Genomic DNA, 23744 nt, shown 5'->3' with positions numbered 1-23744 from the left:
AATGGCTTACGCATTTCTTGCATTTAGCAAGAGCCGCATCACCTTGGTCCACGAAAGTAATACCACCGAAAGAAAACGCAATTCTCCTCACATCGCTTTGATTTAGGTATGCGCAGGTAAACAGCCATTTTCTCTCACATGCGCTTCACAATATCTCTAAACTGACAAGCAATGTAAGGAAGGGCACGGCAAGAAAAGACAAGGGGGAAGCACAATGAGTTATGACATCGTTGCCGCGACTGGGTGTCCCACGGGAATCGCCCACACCTTCATGGCCAAAGAGGCGCTGATACAGGCGGCCAAGGAGAAGGGCCTGACCATCAAGGTCGAGACGCACGGCCAGGTTGGCGTCGAGGACGAGCTCAGCGCCGCAGAGATCAGGGCGGCAAAGGCCGTCGTGATCGCGGCGGACAAGGACGTGCAGGCGGAGCGCTTCGCGGGCAAGCCCATGGTTTCCGTCGGCGTGTCAAAGTGCCTCTCGCAGGAGGCCGCGGCGGCGCTCATCGACCGTGCGCTCGCTGCCAAGCCGCAGGGCGAGCTTTCCGACGAGGTTGCGAACGCCTCTGACGCAGCGGGCACCAGCGAGAAGGAGTCCGTGGGACACGTCATCTACAAGCACCTGATGAATGGCGTCTCGCACATGCTCCCGTTCGTCGTCGCAGGCGGCGTCCTCACGGCGGTCTCGTTCCTCTGGGGCATCTTCTCGTTCGACTCCACCAACGCCCAGTACAACACCTTCGCCGCAATGCTCAAGTACATCGGCGGAATCGGCATGAACCTGATGGTCCCGATCCTCGCGGCCTACATCGCCGAGTCCATCGCCAAGCGTCCCGGCCTGGTCCCCGGCTTCATCGCCGGCATGATTGCCATCCAGGGCCTGCCCGTGCTTGCCGAGACGGGCATGATCGACCCCTCCGGAACGGGCACCGGCTTCGGATTCCTCGGCGGCATCGTTGGCGGCTTCCTCGCCGGCTACTGCGTCCTTCTCCTCGAGAAGGTCTTCGCAAAGCTTCCCGAGAACCTCAACGGCCTCAAGGCAATCTTCCTCTACCCGCTCTGCTCCACCTTCATCGTCGGCCTGGCCATGCTGGCAATCTCCGGTCCCATGGTCTCGATCAACGAGGCAATGATGGGCTTCCTGGGCGGCCTCGCACAGGGCAACAACGCCATCCTGCTGGGCATCGCCATCGGCTGCATGTGCGCCTTTGACATGGGCGGCCCCGTCAACAAGGCTGCCTACGTCACCGGCACCGCCCTCATGGGCGCAGACGTCGCCGCAGGCATCACTGACGGCTCCGGCACCGCAATCATGGCAGCCGTCTCCGCCGCCTGCATCGTCCCTCCCCTGGTGACCACCGTCGCCGGCGTGATCGGCAAGAAGTACTTCACGAACGACGACTACAACGCTTGCCTGGTCAACTTCATCCTGGGTTGCACGCACATCACCGAGGGCACCATCCCCTTCGTGGCGAAGAACATCTGGCCCGTCATGCCCATCATGATGCTCTCCTCCTCCATCGGCGCCGTCGGCTCGCTGCTCCTTGGCGTGCATGACCCCGCCCCCCACGGCGGCTTCCTGGTGCTCCCCGTAGTCACCAACCCGATCCAGTGGGTCCTCGCCATCCTTGCCGGCGCGGTCGTGGGTGGAATACTTCTGATGCTCTTCAAGAAGCACGAGTACGAGAAGAACGGCAACAAGGCCGTATAGCTTCGCCCCCATTGCTTGAAGGCTGGCCCGACGCGTCCCGTGTCGAGCCAGCTTTTTCTACCAACGACAAGCCGAAAGGAAGCACCACCATGGAGAGCTTCGTCAGGAAAGAGCACGTCTCCCTCGAGAACCCCGCAGCCACCACGGCCGAGGCGCTCGCCTTCTTGGCGCACAGGGCGGTCGAGCTGGGCGTGGCGCAGGACGAGGACGCCGTCCTGAAGGCGTTCCAGGCGCGCGAGGCGCTGGGCACGACCGGTATGACCGAGGGCTTCTCGATCCCCCACGCCAAGTCGGACGCCATCCAGGACGCCGCAGTCCTGGTAACCAAGTACGCAGAGCCGATTGCCGACTGGGAGTCACTGGACGGGAAGCCCATCAAGGCGAGCATCGCCCTTCTCGTCCCCGACGGCGAGGCGGGAACCACCCACATCAAGCTGCTGTCGAAAGTCGCCGTCCTGCTCATGAGGGAGGACTTCCGCACCAAGGTGCTCACGTCTACCTCTCCCGAGGAGATTGCCTCCCTGGTCTGCGCGGGCATCGAGGACTAGGCCCGCAAGAGGCAATCGCCGACCAAACGTACGCAACGCATACCAAGCAAGCGAGGAGTCGCAATGATCTACACCCTTACCCCTAACCCAGCCGTTGACGTGGTCGTTAGCTGCGATGAATTGACACCCAACCGCGTCACCCGCACCCGCGACGCCTCGTACTCACCAAACGGGAAGGGGCTCAACGTCTCGTTCGTGCTCGAGCACTATGGAGTGCCCAGCACGATTCTCGGCTTCTTCGGCGGCTTCACGGGAACGTGGATCGCGGAGGAGGCGGCCAGGACCTGTCCCGTAAAGCCGGTCTGGATCGACGGTATCACCCGCGTGAACATGTTTGTGAACGCCGGCGAGGACGAGTACACCATGCCCAATGCGGGCGCCCCCGTGGAGCGTCCTCAGCAGCAGGAGATGCTCGACCTGATCGCGGGCCTCGAAGACCTCGACACGCTCGTCGTCTCCGGCTCGCTGTCGCCCCTGATGGAGCCCCACTACTACGAGGAGCTCACCGACATCTGCCACAAGAAGGGTGCCGAGATCGTCCTGGACATGTCGCACAAGAGCCTTGCCGAGCTCGTCAAGAAGGAGCCGCTGCTCATCAAGCCGAACGACGAGGAGATCGAGGCCATCTTCGGCGTCGACACCAAGTCGGACTCCGACATCGTGAGCGCGCTTCACCACATCCACGAGCTGGGCGCCAAGAACATCCTGTGCACGCTGGGCGGACGTGGGGCGTTCTTCCTGGACGACAGGCACATCTACCGTGCCAGCGCGGCCAAGATCAAGATTCTCTCGACCGCGTGCGCCGGCGACGCCACGCTCGCGGCGTTCCTCTCGATCTGGCACGACGACCGAGATGCCGTGGTACCCGCCCTCACCCGTGCCATGGCCACGGGAGCTGACGTCGCGTCGAGCGCGGGCCTGGGAGACCTCGCGCGCGTCGATGAGCTCGCGAATCAGATAGAGGTCAAGGTCGTAGAGTAGGGTCCTTCTAAGACGCCAACGGGAGGGTGCGGAGCTTCGGTCCCGCACCCTCCTGCGTTCTTTGTGGGAGGGACTCTTTGTCACGTTAGGGACCGCACGCGGGGAAGTCTCGATACACTATCCTATAGACGCATTGTACGAATCGTTAAGTCTCATCAGACGAAAGGCATCGCATGTGCGACTACATCCTAAGCTGCTGTTCGACCGCAGACCTCACCGAGGGCATGCTGAAGGCCATAGACGTCGAGTGCGTCTACTTCAACTACGAGATCGACGGCATCGCCTGCAAGGATGACTTCGGCAGGACCCACACCTCGAGCGACCTCTTCTCGCGCATGCTCGCCGGATCAGACGTCAAGACCTCCCAGGTCTCCATGGGCGACTACATCGAGTTCTGGAGGCCCTTCCTCGAGCAGGGCAAGAGCGTCCTCCACGTCACGCTCTCGTCGGGCATCTCGGGAACCTACCAGTCGGCATGCATGGCCGCCGAGCGGTGCATGAAGGACTACCCCGGCCTGAAGGTCGTCGTGGTTGACTCGCTCGCGGCCTCCTCCGGCTACGGTCTGCTCGTCGACAAGATGGCAGAGCTTCGCAACGGCGGCATGGGCATCGACGAGCTCGCTGCCTGGGCAGAGGAGCACCGTCTCGAGGTGCAGCACTGGTTCTTCTCGACCGACCTGACGTTCTTCATCCGTGGGGGCCGCATCTCGAAGACCGCGGGCTTCTTTGGCAACATGCTCAAGATCTGCCCCCTCATGAGCGTCGAGGCCGACGGCTCGCTAGCGGTCAAGGAGAAGATCCGCACCAAGAAGAAGGCCGCCGCGCGCGTCGTCGAGCTCATGGAGCAACTTGCCGACGGAAGGCTTGACTACGACAAGAAGGTCTTCATCTCGAACTCCGCCTGCCTGAGCGACGCCGAGGTCGTCTCGGAGCTGCTCGAGAAGAAGTTCGCGAAGATAGATGGCAGCGTGCAGCACTTCGACATCGGCGCGACCATCGGCTGCCACACCGGCCCGGGAACCGTAGCCGTCTTCTTCTGGGGAGACAGGCGCACGGCGTAGGCCAGACGCGGGCAAACCAAGCCAATGAAAAGAGACCCTCGATGGGGTCTCTTTTTTTGTCCGATATGGTGAGGCGGGCGAGAAGCGCCTTTTTCCCATGGCCGCTAGATCTCCTGCTGGAAGAGCCACTGATAGAAGTCGAGCTCTCCCTCCGCCTTCTTGCTCGAGCGGAAGGTTACCGTACCGGCGCGGTCGGAGTCGTTCAGAAGCCCGCCGTGCTCCAGGAGGTGGCGCAGCTGGCGAGACGTGCCCTCAGCCCCATCAAAGAAGGGAACGTCGCCCAGGACCTCGCGAATCTGGCTCTTCACGAAGGGATAGTGGGTGCAGCCGAGGACGACGGAGTCGACCTCGCCCCTGTAGCGCCCCACGAGGCTCTCGATGAGCTCGACCAGATCGGGATCGTCGAGCCTGCCCTGCTCGATGCGTGCGGCAAGGCCAGGACAGGGAGCGGGAATGACCTCGGAGCCCACGCCCCACTTCTGCGCGAGGCGGTGGAACTTCTCGAGGCGAAGCGTGACGGGCGTGGCCATCACGAGGATTCGGTCGCTCTTGGGGGCAAGGGTGGCGGGCTTGAGGGCCGGCTCGACGCCCACTATGGGAACCTGCGGGTATTCCTCGCGCAGCGTGGGTGCGGCCGCGGACGTCGCCGTATTGCAGGCGATGACGATGGCCTTGGCACCCTTCGACACGAAGTCGTCGACGATTGCGCGAGATAGCTCGATGACCTGCTCGGTGTCCTTCTCGCCATAGGGGGCGTTCGCAGAGTCGCCAAAGAAAACGAAGTCCTCGCATGGCAGTTCGCGCACCAGGCTCTTCAAGACGCTGATACCACCGACACCCGAGTCGAACACACCCGTGAATCCCCGCTTGTCCACTTCTTCCTCCCCATCGCGCGGGAAGACGTCCCGCCCGAAACACCACGAGGGCCGGTGCCAGCCAAAAGCCGGGCCGAGCCTCGAAACCGCAACTGAGCGCTCTAGTGTATACGTCCGCCGTCAAGCTTGTATGAAGCGTCCGCCAGGCGCTCGAGGCGATCGGTCCTCGAGACGAAGAGCACGCTGCGACTTCCCTTGAGCGCAACGATGGACCTGAGCAGCTCGGCCTCCTGAATGGGACCGAGGTCGCCGGTCGGGTCGTTCATGACGATGAGCTTCGCGGGACTCAGGATGGCTCGGGCGAGCCCCAGGCGCTGGCGCATAAGCCCGTCCTCGCTCAGGCGGCTCGCGGCAGGCTCGTCGACGCCCGTCCCCAGGCCGTCCTCGAGCTCCAGCACGAAGTCGAGGCCGACCTTGCGAAGGACCCCCTCGAGCTCGTCGTCGAAGGCGCTAGGCTTGCCCAGGCGAAGGTTCTGCCGGATGCTCCCGGGGAAGAGCGCCGTCTCGCGCATGACCGGAACAATCGTGGAGCGCAGCTCGTCCTCCGACACGCTCGCCAGGCGCGTGCCCGAGAGCGCGATGATGCCGCGGTCAGGCTCGGCGTGCCTCAGGAGCAGCGCGCAGAGCACGTCCCTTTCGGCCTCGTCGTCGCACTGGACGCTCACGAACTCGCCCGGGGCGATCGCGAGGTCGATGCCCTGGAGGCCGCGGCCGTCGTCGATCGAGCAGCACACGTCGTGGAGAAGGACGCCGGCAAACGTCGTCGGGTCCGCGCTCGCGGAAGCACGGTCCACCTGCTCGGAGGCATTCTCGGAAGAGCCGTCGGAATCGAGGCCTTCTCCACCGCCGTCGACACCGCCACCATCGACGACCTCCATCGAGAGCATGGCCTCGGCGTCGAGCGCGTCGGCAACGTCGTCGGCGTCGGCCATCAGGATGGCATCGATTCGCTTGACCGCCTGGAGGGCGACGGGAAGCTCCATGATGGTACGAGGGCGGTAGTTGACTATGAGCAGCGTCGCCGCCCCGGCAGCAGCCAGGAGTGCCGAGAAGGCGGGCATCTGGCCGGCGGCGACGTCGGAGGCGAGCCTGACGTAGAGCAGGACCGCCATCGCGAGCAGCACGGCAAGGTCGACCGCAAGGGCGATGCCGACGGTGACGGTGGCGCTCAGCGCGGCACGGCTTCGTGCGGCCGCATCCGCGATCACCCGTGCGTTGCGCTGCGGGCCGGCACCATACTGCTCGACCTCACCCGCGCAGCGCAGGTTGTCGTTCACCAGGACCGTGAGCGAGCGCGTGAGAGAGTGCTCGGTGAGTTGGACGTCATTCGCGCGCAGCTTGACGACGATCGCGATGCCCGCGGTCGATGCGACGACGCAGGCGAGGGTGACGAAGCCGCAGAGCGGCGAGGCGATGGCCAGGATCAGGCAGGCGACGACTGAGGCGGCCAGGGTCGAGATGGTCTCGACCACGGGCAGCATCTCGCTCACCAGGCGTTGCGCGACGCTTGCGGGGGCCTTGATCGAGCCGTCACCCGCGAGGCGTGAGCCCGGCCTGACGGCGTCGAGCAGAATGGAGGCACGAACCTGTCGGGCGACGTCGTGAAGGTAGACCCTGCGCGTCCATCGGCAGACGAAGAAGAAGACCGAGGCGGCCAGGCAGAAGCCGATCATGAGCTCGAGCCAGTAATTCGCAAGGATGCCGACGTCGGGAAGCGCGACGCGCATGACACTCGAGACGCCGACGGAAAGGACGTGCGTGGCAAGCAGCCACAACCCCAGCTCGCACAGGGTCGCCACGACGAGCTTCGAGAAGGACTTGCGCGCCAGGAGCGCGACTCGCCAGATTGACAGAAGGCTACTCATGGCCCTCGACCCCCTCTCCCCAACGAGGCTCACCGGTTCTGACCACGCCCTCGGGATGAGGCATCACAAGCACGTTGGTCGCATCGGGATCCTGGTCGCCCGCGGCGTCGTGCTCGGCTCCGTCGACGGCCTCCGACTGGGGAGGCTCCAGGGCAAGCAGGCGCTCCTGCTGCTCGCACGCGCTTCTGTAGGGCTCGTAGCTCGCCATGAGCTCCTCGTGGGAGCCAGACGCGATGATGGTCCCCTCTGAGAGCAGGTACACGACCTTCGCAAACTGGGCCTGGACCGGATAGCGCGTCAGCACGACGACCGCCTTGAAGCGGGCTATGCCGCGCAGCGCAAGCATGGCCTTGCGCTGGTCGACGGGGTTGATCTCGTCCATCAGGCCATCGATGATGATGATCGGCGTGTTGTGCAGCACGGCGCGGGCCAGTGCCAGGCGCAGGCGCTCGCTGCGCGAGACGTTCGTGCCGCCAGCGACGAGCTCGAAGTCGAGCCCGCCGCGCCTGCGGCACTCACTGTCGAGGCCAACGGCCGAAAGGACGCTCCACATCTCGCCCTCGGTGGCCGCAGGGTCGCCCATGAGCAGGTTCTCGCGGACGGTCGAGCTCAAAAGCTCGCTGTCGATGCCCACGTAGGTGATGTAGCGCAGGCGAGAAGTGCGCAGCACGTCGCGCAGCTGCTTTCCGCCCAGCAGAACGTTGCCGCGGTAGTCGCGCAGGTGCCCGGCGAGGACGCCCGCCAGGGTCGACTTGCCGCTTCCCTCGACCCCCACGACGGCGGTGAGCCCCACCGCGGGGACGTCGATCGTCACGGACTTGAGAACGAACTTCTCGCCGTCATAGCTGTAGGCGAGGCGGTTTGCCGAAAGGTGATCGCCGGCGACGGTCGCAAGCGAGCCGTTCTCGTCAGGAACGCGCAGCGACAGCAGATCGGCCATGAGCAGCGCGGCCTCTTCGGCCTCGGCGACCTCGCCGGACTTGAAGGCCATGATCGAGACGCGCAGGAGTCCGTAGCAGGTGTAGAGGATCATCGAGGTGGCGTGCACGATGTTCGCGCTCGCAAACGACGCGTCGAACGCCGTCGTGTAGACGATTGTCACCAGGCCCACGGCCGAGGCAATCAGGGTGGCGAGCAGCGGGTAGCGACGGCGTCTCTCGCCCATCAGGGTCTCGTCCGAGTCGCGGCTGTTCCTCTCTGCGGCAAGGCCCGCGAAGTCCTCTCCCACGCGATAGTCGCGAAGCAGGTCGGCCTCCTTCACGACCAGGTCGAAGTACGCGCCGGAGTCATCCCCCGCCTCGATGAGCCCCTTTTCGCGCAGCTCGCGCTTGACCAGGAAATACGCGGCGCCGCTCAGCGCGACGACGGCGACGACGAAGGCAAGCAGGGTGGCGGGCATGCGCCAGCCCAGGTACAGGCCGCCTATCAGGATGACGATGACCAGGCCCAAGGTCCCCACCGCCACGGGGACGACGTTGCCCAGGAGGTCACCGATGCACGTGGCGCCCTTTCGCGCGCACCACACGAACTCGCGCTCGCGGCGCTCGGCCACGCGCGTCCAAGAGAGGCGGGTGAGCTTCTCGGTGATGCGTTCCGATAGCTCGAGCTCGACCATGGAGCTCACCTTGGAGCACTGGCTCAGCGAGAGCATGCGCAGGGCGCAGCGGACGGCCACGACCAGCAGGATGGGCGCAATCACCCACAGAACCGGCTGCTGCGGATAGATGATGGTGGTCAGCGCATAGGCAACGCACGTGATGAGTACGACGTCCGCCAGATAGCACGCGAAGAACAGAGCGGCGGCCGCCCACATGTGTGGTCGGCAACGGCGCACGATCTCCCTGATACTCTTGTCGATCATGTCATTCGCCTTCAATATGTGAACCCGCCGTGGCGGGATAGGGTACGCACGGTATGGCTACCATCCATTATTAGGTAAAGTGACACAGTACGCACGCGACAAACGACAGGAGCACACGTGAGCAACGAAGGAAAGAAGGTCAAGGTCCACTACGTCGGAACCCTTGACGACGGCACCAAGTTTGACTCGTCCCGTGACCGCAACGAGCCGCTGGGCTTCACCTGCATGGCAGGCCAGATGATCGCCGGCTTCGACAAGGCCGTCAGGGACATGGAGGTCGGCCAGACCGCCAACGTGCACCTCGAGCCCGAGGAGGCCTATGGCGAGCGCCGTGAGGACCTCATCCAGGAGTTCCCCATGTCCCAGGTTCCCGAGCAGATGCGCGGCATCAAGGTGGGCGAGAAGGTCATGCTCCAGTCCCCACAGGGCTTGCCCGTTCCCGCGACGGTCTGCAAGGTGACGCCCGAGGCAATCTCCCTCGACCTGAACCACGAGATGGCCGGCAAGGCGCTCAACTTCGAGATCGAGCTTCTTGAGGTCGAGGACTAGCATGGGAGTCTCGTCCTACAAGGCAAAGCAGATGATCGTGATGCGTCGCGACCTGAAGATGCGCAAGGGCAAGATTGCCGCCCAGGCAGGCCACGCCTGCGTCGAGGCGACGCTTCTGGCCCTCGCCAGGGAGGGCCGCCTCGACGAGGTCCGCGCAACCGAGGACTACGGCTGGGTCTACCTCGAGGACAAAGGCGAGCCCCGCACCCCCCTGTTCGACTGGTTCGATGCCGGTGTCGCTAAGGTCTGTGTCTACGTTGACTCCGAGGAGGAGCTGCTCGAGATTGCCGCAAGGGGCCGCGAGAAGGGCTTCGTGGTATCGCTGGTCCGCGACGCCGGGCTGACGGAGTTCCACGGTGAGGCGACCTTCACCTGTCTGGCATTCGAACCCCTGTCGGCAGATGAGATAGACCCCATCACGGGAGGGCTTCCCCTCTATTAGCCCCTCGCACATAGGCCAAACATAGAGGCCCAACCGCCCGCGCGTGACGTGCGGGCTTTTTTGTATCGAAGGCAAGCGGGCGACCGTGACGCCAAGGGATATAGACAGGAGCGATAACCCGTTCAGCTATATTCGAAAGGCAGCCCCAAGCCACCTTTCACCTCATCAAACGCGACACGAGCGCGAACAATCGGCAAGCGACAGGTTTCGTATCGGCACGTACCACGCAGATGCGACCATACAAGAAGTAGGATACCCATATCACCAATCGTTATGACCGAATCGCTCGGCACGGCCTGCCAGCAACCGAAGGGGCGATCCATGAGAATCGACAGCATCCTCAGAAGCAAGCAGAGCTTCTCGTTCGAGATATTCCCGCCGAGGGGCGACCTCTCGGTCGAACAGGCACGCAGCATCGCCAACGAGATGGAGAAGTGCCGGCCTGACTGGATCTCCGTCACGTTCTCTGCGGGAGGCTCGGGCAACTCGCAGAACACCGTGGAGATCGCACGTGACATACAGGAGGCGGGCAAGACCACCGCACTCGCCCACCTGACCTGCCTGGGCTCGACCAAGGCGGACGTCGACTCGATCGTGGACAGGCTCGAGTCGCACGGCGTCGAGAACATCCTCGCCCTGCGCGGCGACCGCGCCCCCGGTCGCGAGGCGAGCGACTTCCACCACGCCTCGGACCTCATCGCGTACCTCAGACAGCGCGGCTTGTGCGTGGGTGGCGCCTGCTACCCCGAGGGCCATGTCGAGTGCGAGAGCCTCAAGACCGACATCGAGAACCTCAAGCTCAAGCAGGACGCAGGCGTCGACTTCCTGGTCACGCAGCTGTTCTTCCGGAACGAGGACTTCTACCGCTTCCGCGAGAAGTGCACGCGTGCGCGCATCAAGGTGCCCATCATCTGCGGCATCATGCCCTTCACCAGCGTCAACCAGATCCAGCGCATGGCCTTCAACTGCGGCGCGTCCATCCCCGCGGCGGTCGTGAAGCGTCTGGTCAGAGCCGGTGACAGCCCCGAAGCCCAGCGCGTGGCGGGAGTCGAGTACGCCTGCGAGCAGCTCGAGGACCTCGCACGCAACGGAGTCGACGGCATCCACGTCTACAGCATGAACAAGCCCGAGATTGCCCGCGCGGCGCACGAGTGCCTCGTCGCGGCAGGATACTTGGAGGCCTAGTGCTCGAGAGCTACGAAATCGATTTGGTAGACCGCACCGAGGTTCTTCGCTACCTCGGCTACATGGGACAGGATGTCACGCCCGAGCTTGACGCCCGCCTCGACGAAGAGATCGACCATTGCATTCGGACGTCAAGGCCGCAGGCATCGCTTCGCGTGTTCGACGTCGAGAGCCGCTCCCAGCGAGAGGACGGCACGCACGTCGTCCACCTCGCGGGGTCGCCGCTCGAGCTTGCGGGCGAATCCATGCGCGAGCATCTGGACTCGGCCGTCAAGGTGGGCGCGTTCGCCGTCACCATAGGCATGGGAGTCGAGCGCGAGCTAAGGCGGCTGTCCCTCACCAACCACCTCGATCAGCTCCTCTTCGACGCGGCGGCGACCGCCCTGGTCGAGCGCGCGGCGGACGCCGCGGAGGCAAGCCTGATCGCCCGGGCGCACGAGTTCGGGCTCTTCACCAACTATCGCTTCTCGCCCGGCTACGGAGACCTGCCCATGGAGACCCAGCCTCCCCTGCTCCGAGAACTTGGGGGCGAGCGCCTGGGCATCACGCTCTCGCCGACGCTGCTGATGACGCCCACCAAGAGCGTGACCGCCGTGGTGGGCATGTTTGAGCAGCGCCAGAGCTCGACGCGGGCAAGCTGTGCGCACTGTCCCTGCCACGACTTCTGCAAGATACGACCGACGGGAAGGACCTGCCGTGGATAGCAGCAAACAGACGAACGCGAGGCGCCACTTTGGCGCCTACGACGAGCGCAGGCTCCGCATAAAGGACGACCACCTCGCCCGTGTGCTGGCCGGATTGGACTTCCTGCTCTTCGACGGCGCCATGGGCACGCAGCTCCAGGAACGCGGCCTCGCCGCCGGCGAGCTGCCGGAGCTCCTCTGCCTGACCCATCCCGACGAGATCGTCCAGATCCACCAGGCCTATGTCGATGCGGGCTCCGAGGTGGTCACGGCCAACACCTTCGGTGCGAGCGCGCTCAAGCTGGGTGACGCCGCCTCGGTCGAAGACGTCTTCCAGGCCGCCATCGCCTGCGCCCGCAAGAGCGGCGCACGCTACGTCGCGGCAGACATCGGCCCCACGGGCACCCTCCTCGAGCCGATGGGAACGCTCCCCTTCGACGAGGCCTACGAGCTCTTTGCACAGCAGGTCCGCGCAGCCGACGCCGCAGGCGCGGACCTCTTCATCATCGAGACCATGGCCGACCTCGCCGAGGCAAAGGCCGCGCTTCTCGCCGCCAAGGAGAACTCAGACCTGCCCGTGTTCGTGACCATGACCTTCGCCGAAGACGGGCGCACCTTCCTGGGCACCACTCCCGAGGTCGCGGCGGCCACCCTGAGCTCGGCGGGCGCCGACGCGGTGGGAATCAACTGCTCGCTCGGTCCCAAGGAGGTCGCGCCGCTGGTCGAGCGCATGCTCCCCTGGGCCAGCTGCCCGGTGATGGCCCAGGCGAACGCCGGGCTTCCCCGCATGGAGAACGGCGCCACGCTGTTCGACGTCAAGCCCGCAGAGTTCTGCGAGGCCGTGGCCGGCATGCTCGACGCCGGCGTCACGATCGTCGGCGGCTGCTGCGGCACCTCCCCCGCCTACATCGCGGGCCTGGGGGACCGCCTGCTCGGCCGCACGCCCTCCCCACGCGAGATGCGCGACGACCTTGCCGTCGCAAGCCCGCAGAGGCTCTTCTCGCTTCCCATGGGCCACGTCGGCGTGATCGGCGAGCGCATCAACCCCACTGGCAAGAAGAAGATGAGGGAAGCCCTGGTATCGGGCAACTACGACGCCATCATGGCCGAAGCCATCGCACAGGAGAAGGCGGGTGCGCAGGTGCTCGACGTCAACGCGGGACTACCCGAGATCGACGAGCGGGCGACCCTCCTCAAGCTCATGGCGGACCTCCAGGGAATCTCGGGCCTGCCGCTCCAGGTGGACTCCGCCGTCCCCGAAACCATCGAGGCGGCCGTCCGTTCCTACCCCGGCAAGCCCATCATCAACTCGACCAACGGCAAGCGCGAGACGATGGAGGCGGTCATCCCCCTCGCGGCCCACTATGGATGCGCGATCATCGGCCTCACGATTGACGAGAAGGGAATTCCCTCCACGGCCGAGGGACGCCTCGAGATAGCGCGCAAGATCGTTGAGCAGACCGATGCCTACCACATAGCGCGCCACGACGTGATCATCGACTGCCTCGCCATGGCCGCCTCGACCGACCAGCGCGCCCCACGCGAGATCCTCGACGGCATAGCCCTGGTAAAGCGAGAGCTGCCCGGCGTGCGCTGCGTCCTGGGAGTGTCGAACATCAGCTTCGGGCTCCCCTTCAGGCCGCTCGTAAACGCGACCTTCCTCGCCGGCGCATTCGCGGCCGGGCTGGACCTCTGCATCATCAACCCGCTGCAGCAGCGCATGTCCGACGTCGTCAACACCTGGCGCGTGCTCAGCGGGGAGGACGAGAGCGCCCAGTCCTACGTGGCGGGCTACGCCGGTCGAAGCGACAAGCCCTCCAACAGGGCATCCGACGCCCCGTGTCGGGACCCAGCGGCCCCCGACGCAGCCGGAAGCCAGTCCAGCCCGGAGGGCGAGACCGACCCCGTGGCAAAGGCCAAGGGGCTCGTCATCGCGGGACGCAAGGGCCCCATGCCCCAGGTCATCGCAGACATCCTCGCGGGCCACGACGCCCTCTTCGCAATCAACGAGGTCCTGATTCCCGCCCTCGACGAGGTGGGCCTCCGCTTCGAGAGGGGCAGCTTCTTCCTGCCCCAGCTAATGGCCTCGGCAGAGGCCGCCAAAGCGGGTTTCGACACGATCAAGGCGCAAGCGTCCGATGCGGGCGCGCCCTCGGCTCGAAAGGGCAGGGTCGCCATCTGCACGGTCAAGGGCGACATACACGACATCGGGAAAAACATCGTCAAGATGCTGCTCGAGAACTACGGCTACGACGTAGTCGACCTCGGTCGCGACGTAGACCCCCAGGACTTCTGCGACGCCGTCGTCGACCAGCACATCAAGGTGGCAGGCCTCTCCGCCCTCATGACCGCCACCGTGCCCGCCATGGCCGACACCATCGAGCTCCTGCACGACCAGGCTCCCTGGTGCAAGGTCATCGTCGGCGGGGCCGTCCTGAACCCCGAATACGCGAAGATGGTAGGGGCCGACTACTACGCCAAGGACGCGACCGAGACTGCCAAGATCGCCGGAGAGGTCTTCGCGGCAGACGCGCAAGACGCGTAGGGCACTAGCGAAACCACGCGCAAAAGCACGCGGGCCACCCTCCGCAAGGAGGGCGGCCCGCATTCGCTCGCGTGGCTGCACACGCCGGTTTCAGAGCCGTCGGAAGGCTATAGCCAGCCCTCCTCCTCTTCTCTCTTGGTACGGCTGAACGAGGAGGAGTGAAACATCAGGTTGAGGTCGTCGAGCTCGTGCCCATGCTCGTTGCGCTCACCGAGCTCCTCAAGCCAGGTCTGCGCCTTCTCGATGGGAACAACCTGTGCCTCGTCATCGTCTATCCACTGCAGGCGCTGCTCTCTTCTGGTCTCAACGGGTTTGGCAATGCCGGCACTGTCACTCATGGCGTCATCCTTTCCGTCGTGGTCTGCAATCGTTGTCAGCAATGAAGATACCGCGACCTCAACGGAGCCAAACCTCTGCCGCATAGGTTGATGCAAAAGGGTGATTGACTCAAAACAGAATCGTAATCTGACCTCCGCCTGCATTCGTTTTTATACCGTTTACCAGCTCCTTTATGCCTTATTGCATAAGCGAGGAGGGCGTGGCGTCCAAGGCGTTGACGCCCTTCTCGCATGCGTGGAAAGCGGTAGGCCCCTACGTCTGGGGAGCCTCTCCCGTCTCGAGGATGCGATCGAGTTCGCCCTCGTCTAACACGGGCACGCCCAGCTGCTGCGCCTTGGTGAGCTTGGATCCCGCGGCCTCGCCCGCGACCACGAAGCTGGTCTTCTTGCTGACCGAACCGGACACCTTGGCGCCGAGCTCCTTCAGCCGGGCGCCGGCCTCGGTGCGGCTGTACTTCTGGAGCGAGCCCGTGAGAACGAAGGTCAGGCCGGCAAGCGTCTGGGGACGCTCGGGCTCCTGGCCGAAGCCCTCCTGCTCGAGCTTCACCCCCGCCTCGCGCAGACGCTCGACGACGGCGACGTTCTTCTGGACCGAGAAGAACTCGCGCACGCTGTGGGCGATCTTGGGGCCGACGCCCTCGATCTGCGCGATGTCCTCCTCGCTCGCAAGCATGAGGGCCTGCATCGAGCCGAAGTGGTCGGCCAGAAGGTTCGCCACGTTGGTGCCGACCAGGCGGATGCCCAGGCCAAACAGGACGCGACCGAGGCCGCGACCCTTGGACTCCTCCACCTGTGCCATGATCTTACGCGCGATGGTGGCGCCGACGACGATGTCGTCGCCCTCAAGGTGGTCCTTGGTGCTGGTCTCGTACACGCGCCCCGTGCCCACGCCCGCAAGCGTGTCGACGTCGAGCCTGTCGTAGTAGTCGGCCGCGTCGGTCAGGATGCCCTGCTCGACCATGCGGGTCACTATCTCGTCGCCAAGACCGTCGATGTCCAGGGCGTTGCGGCTCCCCCAGTGGATGAGACGCTCGGTCGCCTGGGCGGGACAGTCGATGGACACGCAGCGGAAGGCGACTTCGCCCTCCTCACGAACGACGGGGCTGCCGCAGCTGGGGCAGGTGGCCGGCATGTTCCAGAGCGGACGCAGCAGGTGCTCCTCGTCCTTGGAGTCGACGGGCCCAACGACCTCGGGAATGACGTCGCCCGCCTTGTGGACGACGATGGTGTCTCCCACGCGGACGTCCTTGCGGCGTACCTCGTCGATGTTGTGCAGAGTGGCGCGTGCGATGGTCGACCCCGCGACGACGACCGGGTCGAACTCCGCGACCGGGGTCAGCACGCCCGTGCGTCCCACCTGGACGCGAATCTCGCGAAGGACCGTGCTCTTCTCCTCCGGCGGGAACTTGAACGCGATGGACCAGCGCGGCGCACGAGCGGTGAAGCCCAACGAGTCCTGCCCCGCAAAGCTGTCGACCTTCACGACGACGCCGTCGATGTCGTAGTCGAGCTCCTCGCGATGCGCGAGCGCGTCGGCGCAGTACTGGTGCACCTCTGCCGAGCTGTCCACGCGGCGCGCGTGCGGGTTCACGCTGAAGCCGCAGTCGCGCAGCCAGTCGAGGAAGTCGTGCTGGGTGTCGACGGCAAGCGGGCCCTCGTCGGCCACCGCATAGATAAAGGTCTCGAGGTCGCGGGCGCGTGTGATGCTGGCGTCCTTCTGGCGCAGGCTGCCGGCGGCGGCGTTGCGCGGGTTGGCGAAGGGCGCGCGTCCGGCGGCGTCGTTCTGCTCGTTAAGGCGCACGAACGAGTGCTTGGGCATGTATACCTCGCCGCGGACCTCGATGCTCTGGCCAAAGCCGCCGTTCGCCACGCGCTCGAGCCCCTTGGGGAGAAGCGCGCGCGGAATGTCCTTGATGGTCAACGCGTTGGCCGTGACGTTTTCTCCCGTGGTGCCGTCGCCGCGCGTGGCCGCGCGCAGGAGCTGCCCGTCGCGGTAGGTGAGCGCGATGCCCAGGCCGTCGATCTTCAGCTCGCAGGTGTAGGCGACGGGATGCTCGGTAGTAGAGCCCAGGGCCTCGTCTGTGCGCGCCAGCCACTCGTCCAGCTCGTCCAGGTTCATGGCGTCGTCGATGGAGTACATGCGCTGGGCGTGACGGACCGGCTCGAACTGGTCGCTCACGTAGCCGCCGACGCGCTGGGTGTAGCTCTCGGGCGTAGCCAGCTCGGGGTGCACGGACTCGATGGCAAGAAGCTCCTGCAGCGTGCGATCGAACTCCGCGTCGGTCATCTCGGGGTCGTCGAGCGCGTAGTAGGCGTACGCGGCATGCGACAGGATGCGGTTGAGCTCCGCCGCGCGGACCGCGGGCGCCATGCGCTCGGGCGCGGCGTGCGAGGAAGAGGACGCGTCCTTCTCCCCTGCGGAATCGCTCGATCCGGAATCGCCGAACAGGGACATCTGGGGCATATCGTCTGCCATGGAGAACCTCTCGCTCATGCCGCGCGGGCTCGAGGCCTGCCCCCGCCCGCGCGGCTCGTTTTGACGGCTGCCATTATCTCACGGATGGCGCAGGCCGAGCCAAGCTGCACGCAAGCAACGCCCGTCCCAGGGCGCTGGCCGCGTCTACGGCCAGAGCTCGAACAGGCGCCTGGCCGCGGCCGCATAGAGCTCGCGGGACCGGGCGAGCGCCTCGGGAAGCGGCATCCCCTCGGGCGCGCTCACCTCGATGCCCGAAAGCCCGGGCACGAGCTCCGCCTGGGGGTCGCGCGAGCCGACCAGCGCGACGCAGGGCACGTGCGCCCGCGCGCAAGCCGCAGCCACGCCGCTGACGACCTTGCCTCGCGCCGTCTGCCCGTCGTAGCGACCCTCGCCGGTAACGCAGAGCGAGGCGCCTTCGAGCAGCCGATCGAGGCCCACGAGCTCGAGCACCGCGTCAACTCCCGACACCAGCCGCGCGCCCAGAAGCGCCAGGCAGGCCGCGCCCAGACCACCGGCAGCGCCCGCGCCGGGCACGTCGACCGCGCGGTCAGAGCAGGCCTCGAGGCGTCGGGCGTAGTTGCGCATGCCCCACTCGAGCTCCTCGACGACCTGTGGAGACGCGCCCTTCTGGGGCGCGAACACCCGTGTGGCGCCACATGGCCCGCACAGGGGATTGTCGACGTCGCACATCACGCGCAGGCGAATGCGGCCCACGCGCCTGTCGAGGCCGCTCGCATCGATTTCGGTGACGCGAGCGAGGTCCGCGCCCACACCCCGAAGCTCGATCCCCTCCGCATCCAGAAAGCGGACGCCCAGGGCGCGAAGGCACCCCATGCCGCCATCATTGGTTGCCGAGCCGCCGATGGCCAGCGTGACGTCCGCACAGCCCGCGTCGAGGGCGTCCAACAGCAGCTGCCCGGTACCGAACGTCGAAGTACGGCGCGGATCGCGCTCGCCCTTGTCCACCAGAGGCAGCCCTGAGGCAGCCGCCATCTCTATCACGGCCCGACCCTCTCCCAGGAGCCCGTAGCGCGCCGTCACGCTGCGGCCCACGGGATCGCTCACGACGAGGTCGCGATAGGTTCCGCCGCATGCCGAGACCAGCGCGTCGACAGTCCCCTCTCCCCCATCGGCCATCGGAACGAAGACGCACGAGCAGCCGGGATGGGCCCGACGCGCTGCGACCTCGAGCAGCCGGGCGGTGTCGGCCGAGCTCAAGGTCCCCTTGAACGAATCGGACGCAAATACGAAGCGCAGAGGCATGCCGTTGGCCATACGCCCTCCCTCGAATTGAGCTTTTGCCGGCTATTGTTGCACAATGGAGCCGAGAAACCCGAGCGGCCTCGGCCGCACTACGAAACGGAGCCGCCATGGAGCCTCTGCTCAAACTGACGAACACGTCCGCCGACGGCCATCTAGCCGAATGGGTCGATCTTCTTCCCCAAGAGACCCTGGACCTCATCGAGCGCATCGGCGCAAGCGACGCGCTCGCCGTTGACGAGTCATTCTATCCCGCGCGCGAGGACATCTTCAGCGCACTCAAGGCATGTGCCCCCTCCGACGTGCGCGTGATCGTGCTGGGGCAGGACCCCTACCACGAGCCGGGCCAGGCCATGGGCATGTCGTTCAGCGTGCGCGAGGGCACCAAGTACCCACCCTCGCTGCGCAACATCTTCAAGGAGCTCAAGAGCGACCTGGGTGCAGACGCCACGACCGGCGACCTGACCCCCTGGGCCAGGCAGGGCGTGCTTCTGCTCAACACCGTGCTGACGGTGCCGCGCGGGCAGGCGAACGGCCACGCGAAGCTCGGATGGCTCGACGTGACCAGCCAGATACTGCAGAGCGTCATGACGCTGGGCAACCAGCTGGTGGTGCTGTGTTGGGGCAAGCAGGCTCTCAGCTACACGGAGCACGTCCCGGCCTCGACCCTGCCCAACGTGCACGTCATCGCCTCGACGCACCCCTCGCCGCTTTCGGCCAGCCGCAGCACCAAGGACCTTCGATCGTTCCTGGGCAGCAGGCCCTTCTCACGCGCCAACGAGGTGCTCCAGAACAACGGAGCACGCCCCGTCGACTGGGACGTGCTCGCAGGATAGGTCTCTGTTCGCCGCAACGCTACGCGAGCGAGATCACCCTATAGCCCGCATCCTCGACCGCCTTCGTGAGGTCGGCATCCTTCACCAGAAGGCCCGCCTCGAACGTGGCCGTGCCGGCCTCGAGATCGATGTCCACGTTCTTGACGCCCGTGACGCCCTCGAGCGCCTCGCGCACGTGGCGAACGCAGTTCTGGCACATCATGCCCTCGACGGCCATGGTCTTGCTCTTCATTGGTTGTTCCTCCTCACCGTGTCCCTCGCCTGTGGGGACACGCTCGTCTGATTCTTTCACGCTCGCGGCGACCGAGCGCGACACTTTGGCGGACGGTTCGGCCAAGCCCGTGCCCGAGGGCCTCCAGCGGAACAGGCGCAGCGCGTTGCTCACGACGAACACCGAACTGAATCCCATGGCCGCCGCCCCCACCATGGGATTGAGCGTGACACCCAGGGGCGTGAGGACGCCCATCGCGACGGGGATGCAGATGGCGTTGTAGAACAGCGCCCAGAACAGGTTCTGCTTGATGTTGCGCATGGTTGCGCGACTCAGCTCTACGGACGTGACCACATCCATGGGGTCCGAGCGCATGAGCACGATGTCGGCCGAGCCGATGGCAACGTCCGTCCCGGCGCCGATGGCGATGCCGATGTCGGCGCGCGCGAGGGCGGGGGCGTCGTTGATGCCGTCGCCGACCATGGCGACATGGAGTCCCTCGTCCTGTAGTTGCCTGACCTTATTCTCCTTTTGGTCGGGGAGCACGCCGGCCACGACCTCGTCGACGCCGACCTCGGAAGCGATGGCGGCGGCGCTCTTGGGCTGGTCCCCCGTCAGCATGACGGTATGCAGTCCCAGGCTCCTGAGCTGGGCGACGGCAGAGGCCGAGCCGGCCTTTACCTCGTCTGCGACGCCCAAGACTCCCAGGCACGCCCCATCCGCCGCCACGAAGAGCGGGGTCGCCGCCCTTTGGGCCATGGCCGCTGCCGCACCGGCCTGTGCGCTCACGTCCACGTCAGCCTCGCCCATCAGGCGCTCGTTTCCTACGAGCACGTCGTAGCCAGCGACGCTACCGCGCAGGCCGCCCCCGACGACCTGCCTGAACTCCAAGACGTCGGCCTCGAACGCGATGTTTCTGCCCCTTGCGTACGACACGACGGCCGTTGCCAGCGGGTGCTCGCTCTTCCGCTCGAGGGCGGCGGCGAGGCCCACCATCTCGTCTTCCCCTACGCCATCGGCCAGCGCGACGTCCGTCACCGAGGGAGCCCCCTCGGTGATCGTGCCCGTCTTGTCCAGCACGACCACGTCCAGGGCGCACGCCCCCTCGAGGGCCTCCGCGCTCTTCACCATGATGCCGTTTGCCGCGGCGCGCTCCGTTCCCACCATGACGGCGGTGGGCGTCGCCAGGCCGAGCGCGCAGGGGCAGCTGATGACCAGTACGCTCACCGCATGGTTGAATGCGGCCGAGAAGTCACCCGGGGCCAGAGCGAGCCACGCCAGCAGCGTCACGGCCGCCACGACGAGCACCGCGGGAACGAACACGCCTGCAATGCGGTCGGCGACGCGCTCGATGGGCGCCTTGGTGCTCGTGGCCTCGTCAACCAGGCGGATGATGCCCGCCAGTGCGGTGTCCTCGCCCACCGCGGTGACCCTCATCGTGAACCAGCCCGTCATGCTGACGGTGGCCCCCGTCACCAGGGAGTCCGCGCACTTCTCCACAGGAAGCGGCTCGCCTGTGAGCGCCGACTCGTCGACGGAGGCCGTCCCCTCGAGCACGACGCCGTCGGCTGGGACGGACTCGCCAGCTCGAACGACCACCACGTCGCCCACGCGCAGCCGAGCGGTGGGAACCCTGGACTCGATGCCGTCGCGCAGGACCGTGGCCTCTCGGGGCGCAAGGTCCATCAGCGCGCCGATGGCGCTCGTCGTCTTCCCCTTGGCGCGTGCCTCGAAGAACTTTCCCAGCGTGATGAGCACGAGGATGGTCCCCGCGGAGTCGAAGTACAGCCCGTGCATCATGGCCTGGTGCGCAGCGTCGAGGTCGAGCGAACCCAGCGCCAAGGCCATCCGGTACACCCCAGTGAGGCTGTAGGCGTAGCTTGACGCCGAGCCGATCGCGATGAGCGAGTCCATGTTTGGCGAGAAGTGCGCGAGCGTCCTGAAGCCCGTCGTGAAGTAGCTCCTGTTCACGAACAGCACGGCCGTCGCCAGGAGCAGCTGCGTTATGGCGAAGGCCATCATGCCCTTGTGGCCAGACAGTACAGCAGGCACCGGCCAGCCGAGCATGGGACCCATGGCGAAGTAGAACAGGGGGATGCCGAACACGAGCGACCAGCGCAACTGGATGCGCTTTGCCTGGATCGCCTTGTCCGCGTTAACCCTAGGGTCGTCGGGTCGCGCGGCCAAGAAGGACCCTGCCCCCTCGGCGGGGCCCGCGGCGCCCGCTGGCCGTGCAGCCCTGGGCGTCGCAGCGTAGCCGGCCCGCTCGACGGCCGAGACGACGCGCGCGATGGTCGCCGGGTCGCCGTCGTACTCCAGCTCCATCGTGTTCTTCAGAAGATTGACGCTTGCCGACTCGACGCCCTCGACGCCGCCCGCGGCGCGCTCGACCCTCGCCGAGCAGGCGGCGCAGGTCATGCCCGTGACGTCGAACGCCTCTCGTGTGTTTTGCCGTGTCACGCTTCCCCCTACATGAACTTCTTGAAGAGTGCCATGACCTCGTCTACCGCCTCGACGTCACCCGCCTGGACGCGCTCCACCACGCAGGTCTCAAGGTGGTCCTTCATGACCTCGCGGCTGATTGCCTTCACGGCCGACTGGACCGCCGCGAGCTGCGTGAGGACGTCGCCGCAATAGCGGTCGTCCTCGATCATCTGCCTGATGCCGTTGAGCTGCCCCACCGCACGGTTGATGCGGCTGCCCAGGTCACGCTTGAGCTTCTCGTCGCGTGGCATGTGCTTCTGGTGGCAGCGGCACGCCTCTTCCTTCGCGTCAGTCTCCACGTCAGACCCCTCTTTCCCAAACCTTCCCACGGAGATGCCACCGAGGTGGCATATACCCCCAATGGCATGTCATCAATGGCAATAATATACCCCCATAGGGTATCCGTCAAACACAAAGGGGCCGGCCCCCTATCGAGGGCCGGCCCGCTCCGCGCCAGGCGCGAGTCGCCGTCGCCAGGCGCCTATGCGGCGTTGTCCACGCTCGCCCCATCGGACTCGTAGGAGCCGCCGCGGTTGTTGTTCAGGTAGTCGTAGATCTCACGCATCACGTCGTCGTCAGAAGAGCCGTCGGAGTCCCTCTTCTGCCTCTGCTGGGAGTTCGAATCCGACTGTTCCTTCTGCAGGTTCTCATCGGAACCAAGCGTGACGGTGACGGTCTTCTCCTCGTCTCCGCGCATGAGGGTCACGGTCACGGTCTCGCCGATCTTGTGCGAGCGCACGTTCAGAATCATGCCGTCGGCAGACTGGATGTCCTCGCCGTTCACCTTAGTGATGACGTCACCAACTTGGATGCCGGCGGCCGCGGCAGGTCCGCCGTCGGTCACCTTGGCGACGTATGCGCCGGAGGTCACCGAAAGATCGTTCGCCTTGGCGTTCTGGGCGGTCACGGTCGACATCGAGAGGCCGATGTAGGCGTGGGTAACGGTCTCGCCCGCAATGATCTTGTCGGCGACGTCCTTCGCGTAATTGCTGGGGATGGCGAAGCCGATGCCTGCAAAGGACTCGGTGTCAGACGAGAAGAGCGTGCAGATGCCGACCAGCTTGCCCTCGCTGTTGACCAGGGCGCCACCAGAGTTGCCGGGGTTGATGGCCGCATCGGTCTGGATGAGGTTGGTGTAGAGCGTGTTGCCCGAGGCGGACTTCATCATCTGGTTGCGGGCAAGCGAGCTGACGATGCCCGCCGAGACGGACTGGTCAAGCCCGAATGGGCTACCAACCGTCATGACCCAGTCGCCCACAACCAGCTTGTCGGAATCGGCGATCTCCATCGGCGTCACCTGCGTGTCGCCCCAGTCGACGTGGATGACGGCCAGGTCGCTCGAGGCGTCCGTGCCCACGACGCTCGCGTCGTAGCTCTTTCCGTCATAGGTGACCGAGACGCTCGTCGCGCCATCAATTACATGGTTGTTCGTGATGATGTTGCCGTCGGTGTCGTAGATGACGCCCGAGCCAAGCCCCGTGGCGGACGAGGACGACACGTTCACGACAACGACCGAGGGAAGCGCCTTGGCGGCAGCTGCCTGGGCGACGGTCGCGTCCTCACCGCTTGCAGTGATGTTGATGGTCTGACCGGCCGAGCTGTTGGTCGTCTCGATGACCTGCGTGCCGCCGATGATGCCGAGGCCCATGAGAGCGAACACGACGGCAAGCGCCCCCACGATGCCACCGCCCAGGCCCAAGAGAACCATGCGGAGCCTGCGGGAGCCCTTCTTTGGGGCACCCGCTGCGCCCGGAGCACTCGGCACCATTCTCGGCTGCGCGGGTGGCTGGGAAGGACTCGGCTGCTGGGTCGGCTGCGCCTGCCACTGCGACGCCC

The 23744-nt window shown here is 65.7% G+C and carries 19 protein-coding genes; 10 read left to right on the top strand and 9 right to left on the bottom strand.

Annotated elements, in window-relative coordinates; translation table 11 throughout:
- Window positions 1–214 precede the first annotated feature (214 nt).
- The 4 genes from BMY31_RS00900 to BMY31_RS00885 all read left to right on the top strand — a co-directional run bounded on the left by BMY31_RS00900 (window position 215) and on the right by BMY31_RS00885 (window position 4298).
- Window positions 215–1708, top strand: coding sequence for a PTS fructose transporter subunit IIC (locus tag BMY31_RS00900; protein ID WP_078686403.1), 1494 nt, complete (start codon window positions 215–217; stop codon window positions 1706–1708).
- A gap of 89 nt (window positions 1709–1797) precedes the next feature.
- Window positions 1798–2256, top strand: coding sequence for a fructose PTS transporter subunit IIA (locus BMY31_RS00895; protein ID WP_091007444.1), 459 nt, complete (start codon window positions 1798–1800; stop codon window positions 2254–2256).
- A gap of 63 nt (window positions 2257–2319) precedes the next feature.
- Window positions 2320–3237, top strand: coding sequence for a 1-phosphofructokinase family hexose kinase (locus BMY31_RS00890; RefSeq protein ID WP_091007442.1), 918 nt, complete (start codon window positions 2320–2322; stop codon window positions 3235–3237).
- Window positions 3238–3410: 173 nt separating this feature from the next.
- Complete coding sequence (locus BMY31_RS00885; protein WP_091007440.1) at window positions 3411–4298, top strand: DegV family protein; 888 nt, start codon at window positions 3411–3413, stop codon at window positions 4296–4298.
- Between the two features lie 104 nt (window positions 4299–4402).
- Here BMY31_RS00885 and murI read toward each other — a convergent pair whose 3' ends face one another.
- From murI to BMY31_RS00870, 3 genes are all read right to left on the bottom strand, one after another.
- A complete protein-coding gene (murI, locus tag BMY31_RS00880) occupies window positions 4403–5173 on the bottom strand; it encodes a glutamate racemase (RefSeq protein ID WP_091007437.1) in 771 nt (256 codons plus the stop codon).
- Between the two features lie 101 nt (window positions 5174–5274).
- Window positions 5275–7038 carry an ATP-binding cassette domain-containing protein gene (locus BMY31_RS00875; protein WP_091007434.1) on the bottom strand — a complete coding sequence of 588 codons (1764 nt, stop codon included), beginning with the start codon at window positions 7036–7038 and terminating at the stop codon, window positions 5275–5277.
- On the bottom strand, window positions 7031–8899 hold the full coding sequence (locus BMY31_RS00870; RefSeq protein WP_091007431.1) for an ATP-binding cassette domain-containing protein: 1869 nt from the start codon (window positions 8897–8899) through the stop codon (window positions 7031–7033). The genes BMY31_RS00875 and BMY31_RS00870 overlap by 8 nt, the downstream gene beginning before the upstream one ends.
- A 117-nt stretch (window positions 8900–9016) precedes the next feature.
- Between BMY31_RS00870 and BMY31_RS00865 the strand changes: the two genes are divergently transcribed.
- The 5 genes from BMY31_RS00865 to BMY31_RS00845 all read left to right on the top strand — a co-directional run bounded on the left by BMY31_RS00865 (window position 9017) and on the right by BMY31_RS00845 (window position 14303).
- The gene (locus BMY31_RS00865; RefSeq protein ID WP_091007428.1) at window positions 9017–9448 is read left to right on the top strand and encodes an FKBP-type peptidyl-prolyl cis-trans isomerase; all 432 of its coding nucleotides are present in this window, start codon (window positions 9017–9019) and stop codon (window positions 9446–9448) included.
- Between the two features lies 1 nt (window position 9449).
- On the top strand, window positions 9450–9890 hold the full coding sequence (gene pth2 / locus BMY31_RS00860) for an aminoacyl-tRNA hydrolase (RefSeq protein WP_078686395.1): 441 nt from the start codon (window positions 9450–9452) through the stop codon (window positions 9888–9890).
- Window positions 9891–10211: 321 nt separating this feature from the next.
- On the top strand, window positions 10212–11075 hold the full coding sequence (locus BMY31_RS00855; RefSeq protein ID WP_091007426.1) for a methylenetetrahydrofolate reductase: 864 nt from the start codon (window positions 10212–10214) through the stop codon (window positions 11073–11075).
- The gene (locus tag BMY31_RS00850; protein WP_091007424.1) at window positions 11075–11779 is read left to right on the top strand and encodes a vitamin B12 dependent-methionine synthase activation domain-containing protein; all 705 of its coding nucleotides are present in this window, start codon (window positions 11075–11077) and stop codon (window positions 11777–11779) included. Before BMY31_RS00855 ends, BMY31_RS00850 begins: the two co-directional genes overlap by 1 nt.
- Window positions 11772–14303 carry a homocysteine S-methyltransferase family protein gene (locus BMY31_RS00845; protein WP_257612300.1) on the top strand — a complete coding sequence of 844 codons (2532 nt, stop codon included), beginning with the start codon at window positions 11772–11774 and terminating at the stop codon, window positions 14301–14303. The genes BMY31_RS00850 and BMY31_RS00845 overlap by 8 nt, the downstream gene beginning before the upstream one ends.
- A gap of 107 nt (window positions 14304–14410) precedes the next feature.
- Here the strand turns inward: BMY31_RS00845 and BMY31_RS08745 are convergent, their stop codons facing one another.
- The 3 genes from BMY31_RS08745 to BMY31_RS00830 all read right to left on the bottom strand — a co-directional run bounded on the left by BMY31_RS08745 (window position 14411) and on the right by BMY31_RS00830 (window position 18392).
- Window positions 14411–14641, bottom strand: a complete 231-nt coding sequence (locus BMY31_RS08745; protein ID WP_078686392.1) for a hypothetical protein — start codon at window positions 14639–14641, stop codon at window positions 14411–14413.
- A gap of 253 nt (window positions 14642–14894) precedes the next feature.
- Window positions 14895–17117, bottom strand: a complete 2223-nt coding sequence (ligA, locus tag BMY31_RS00835) for an NAD-dependent DNA ligase LigA (RefSeq protein WP_091008038.1) — start codon at window positions 17115–17117, stop codon at window positions 14895–14897.
- Window positions 17118–17261: 144 nt separating this feature from the next.
- Entirely contained in the window at window positions 17262–18392 is a 1131-nt protein-coding gene (locus tag BMY31_RS00830; protein WP_257612299.1) for a glycerate kinase family protein, read from the bottom strand.
- A 95-nt stretch (window positions 18393–18487) separates the two neighbouring features.
- On the opposite strand from BMY31_RS00830, the gene BMY31_RS00825 reads away from it, so the two are divergent.
- Entirely contained in the window at window positions 18488–19213 is a 726-nt protein-coding gene (locus BMY31_RS00825; RefSeq protein WP_078686391.1) for a uracil-DNA glycosylase, read from the top strand.
- Window positions 19214–19232: 19 nt separating this feature from the next.
- On the opposite strand, the gene BMY31_RS00820 is transcribed toward BMY31_RS00825, so the two are convergent.
- From BMY31_RS00820 to BMY31_RS00810, 3 genes are all read right to left on the bottom strand, one after another.
- The gene (locus tag BMY31_RS00820) at window positions 19233–21884 is read right to left on the bottom strand and encodes a heavy metal translocating P-type ATPase (protein WP_257612298.1); all 2652 of its coding nucleotides are present in this window, start codon (window positions 21882–21884) and stop codon (window positions 19233–19235) included.
- Window positions 21885–21892: 8 nt separating this feature from the next.
- A complete protein-coding gene (locus BMY31_RS00815) occupies window positions 21893–22207 on the bottom strand; it encodes a metal-sensing transcriptional repressor (protein ID WP_307777414.1) in 315 nt (104 codons plus the stop codon).
- 182 nt (window positions 22208–22389) lie between these two features.
- Window positions 22390–23616, bottom strand: a complete 1227-nt coding sequence (locus tag BMY31_RS00810; protein WP_257612296.1) for a S1C family serine protease — start codon at window positions 23614–23616, stop codon at window positions 22390–22392.
- Between the last annotated feature and the right edge of the window lie 128 nt (window positions 23617–23744).

It is taken from the genome of Parafannyhessea umbonata (assembly GCF_900111255.1).
GTDB classification, from domain to species: Bacteria; Actinomycetota; Coriobacteriia; order Coriobacteriales; family Atopobiaceae; genus Olsenella_J; species Olsenella_J umbonata_A.
Note: the sequence above shows the minus strand (reverse complement) of the source record. Positions and strands in the feature narration are given on the sequence as shown.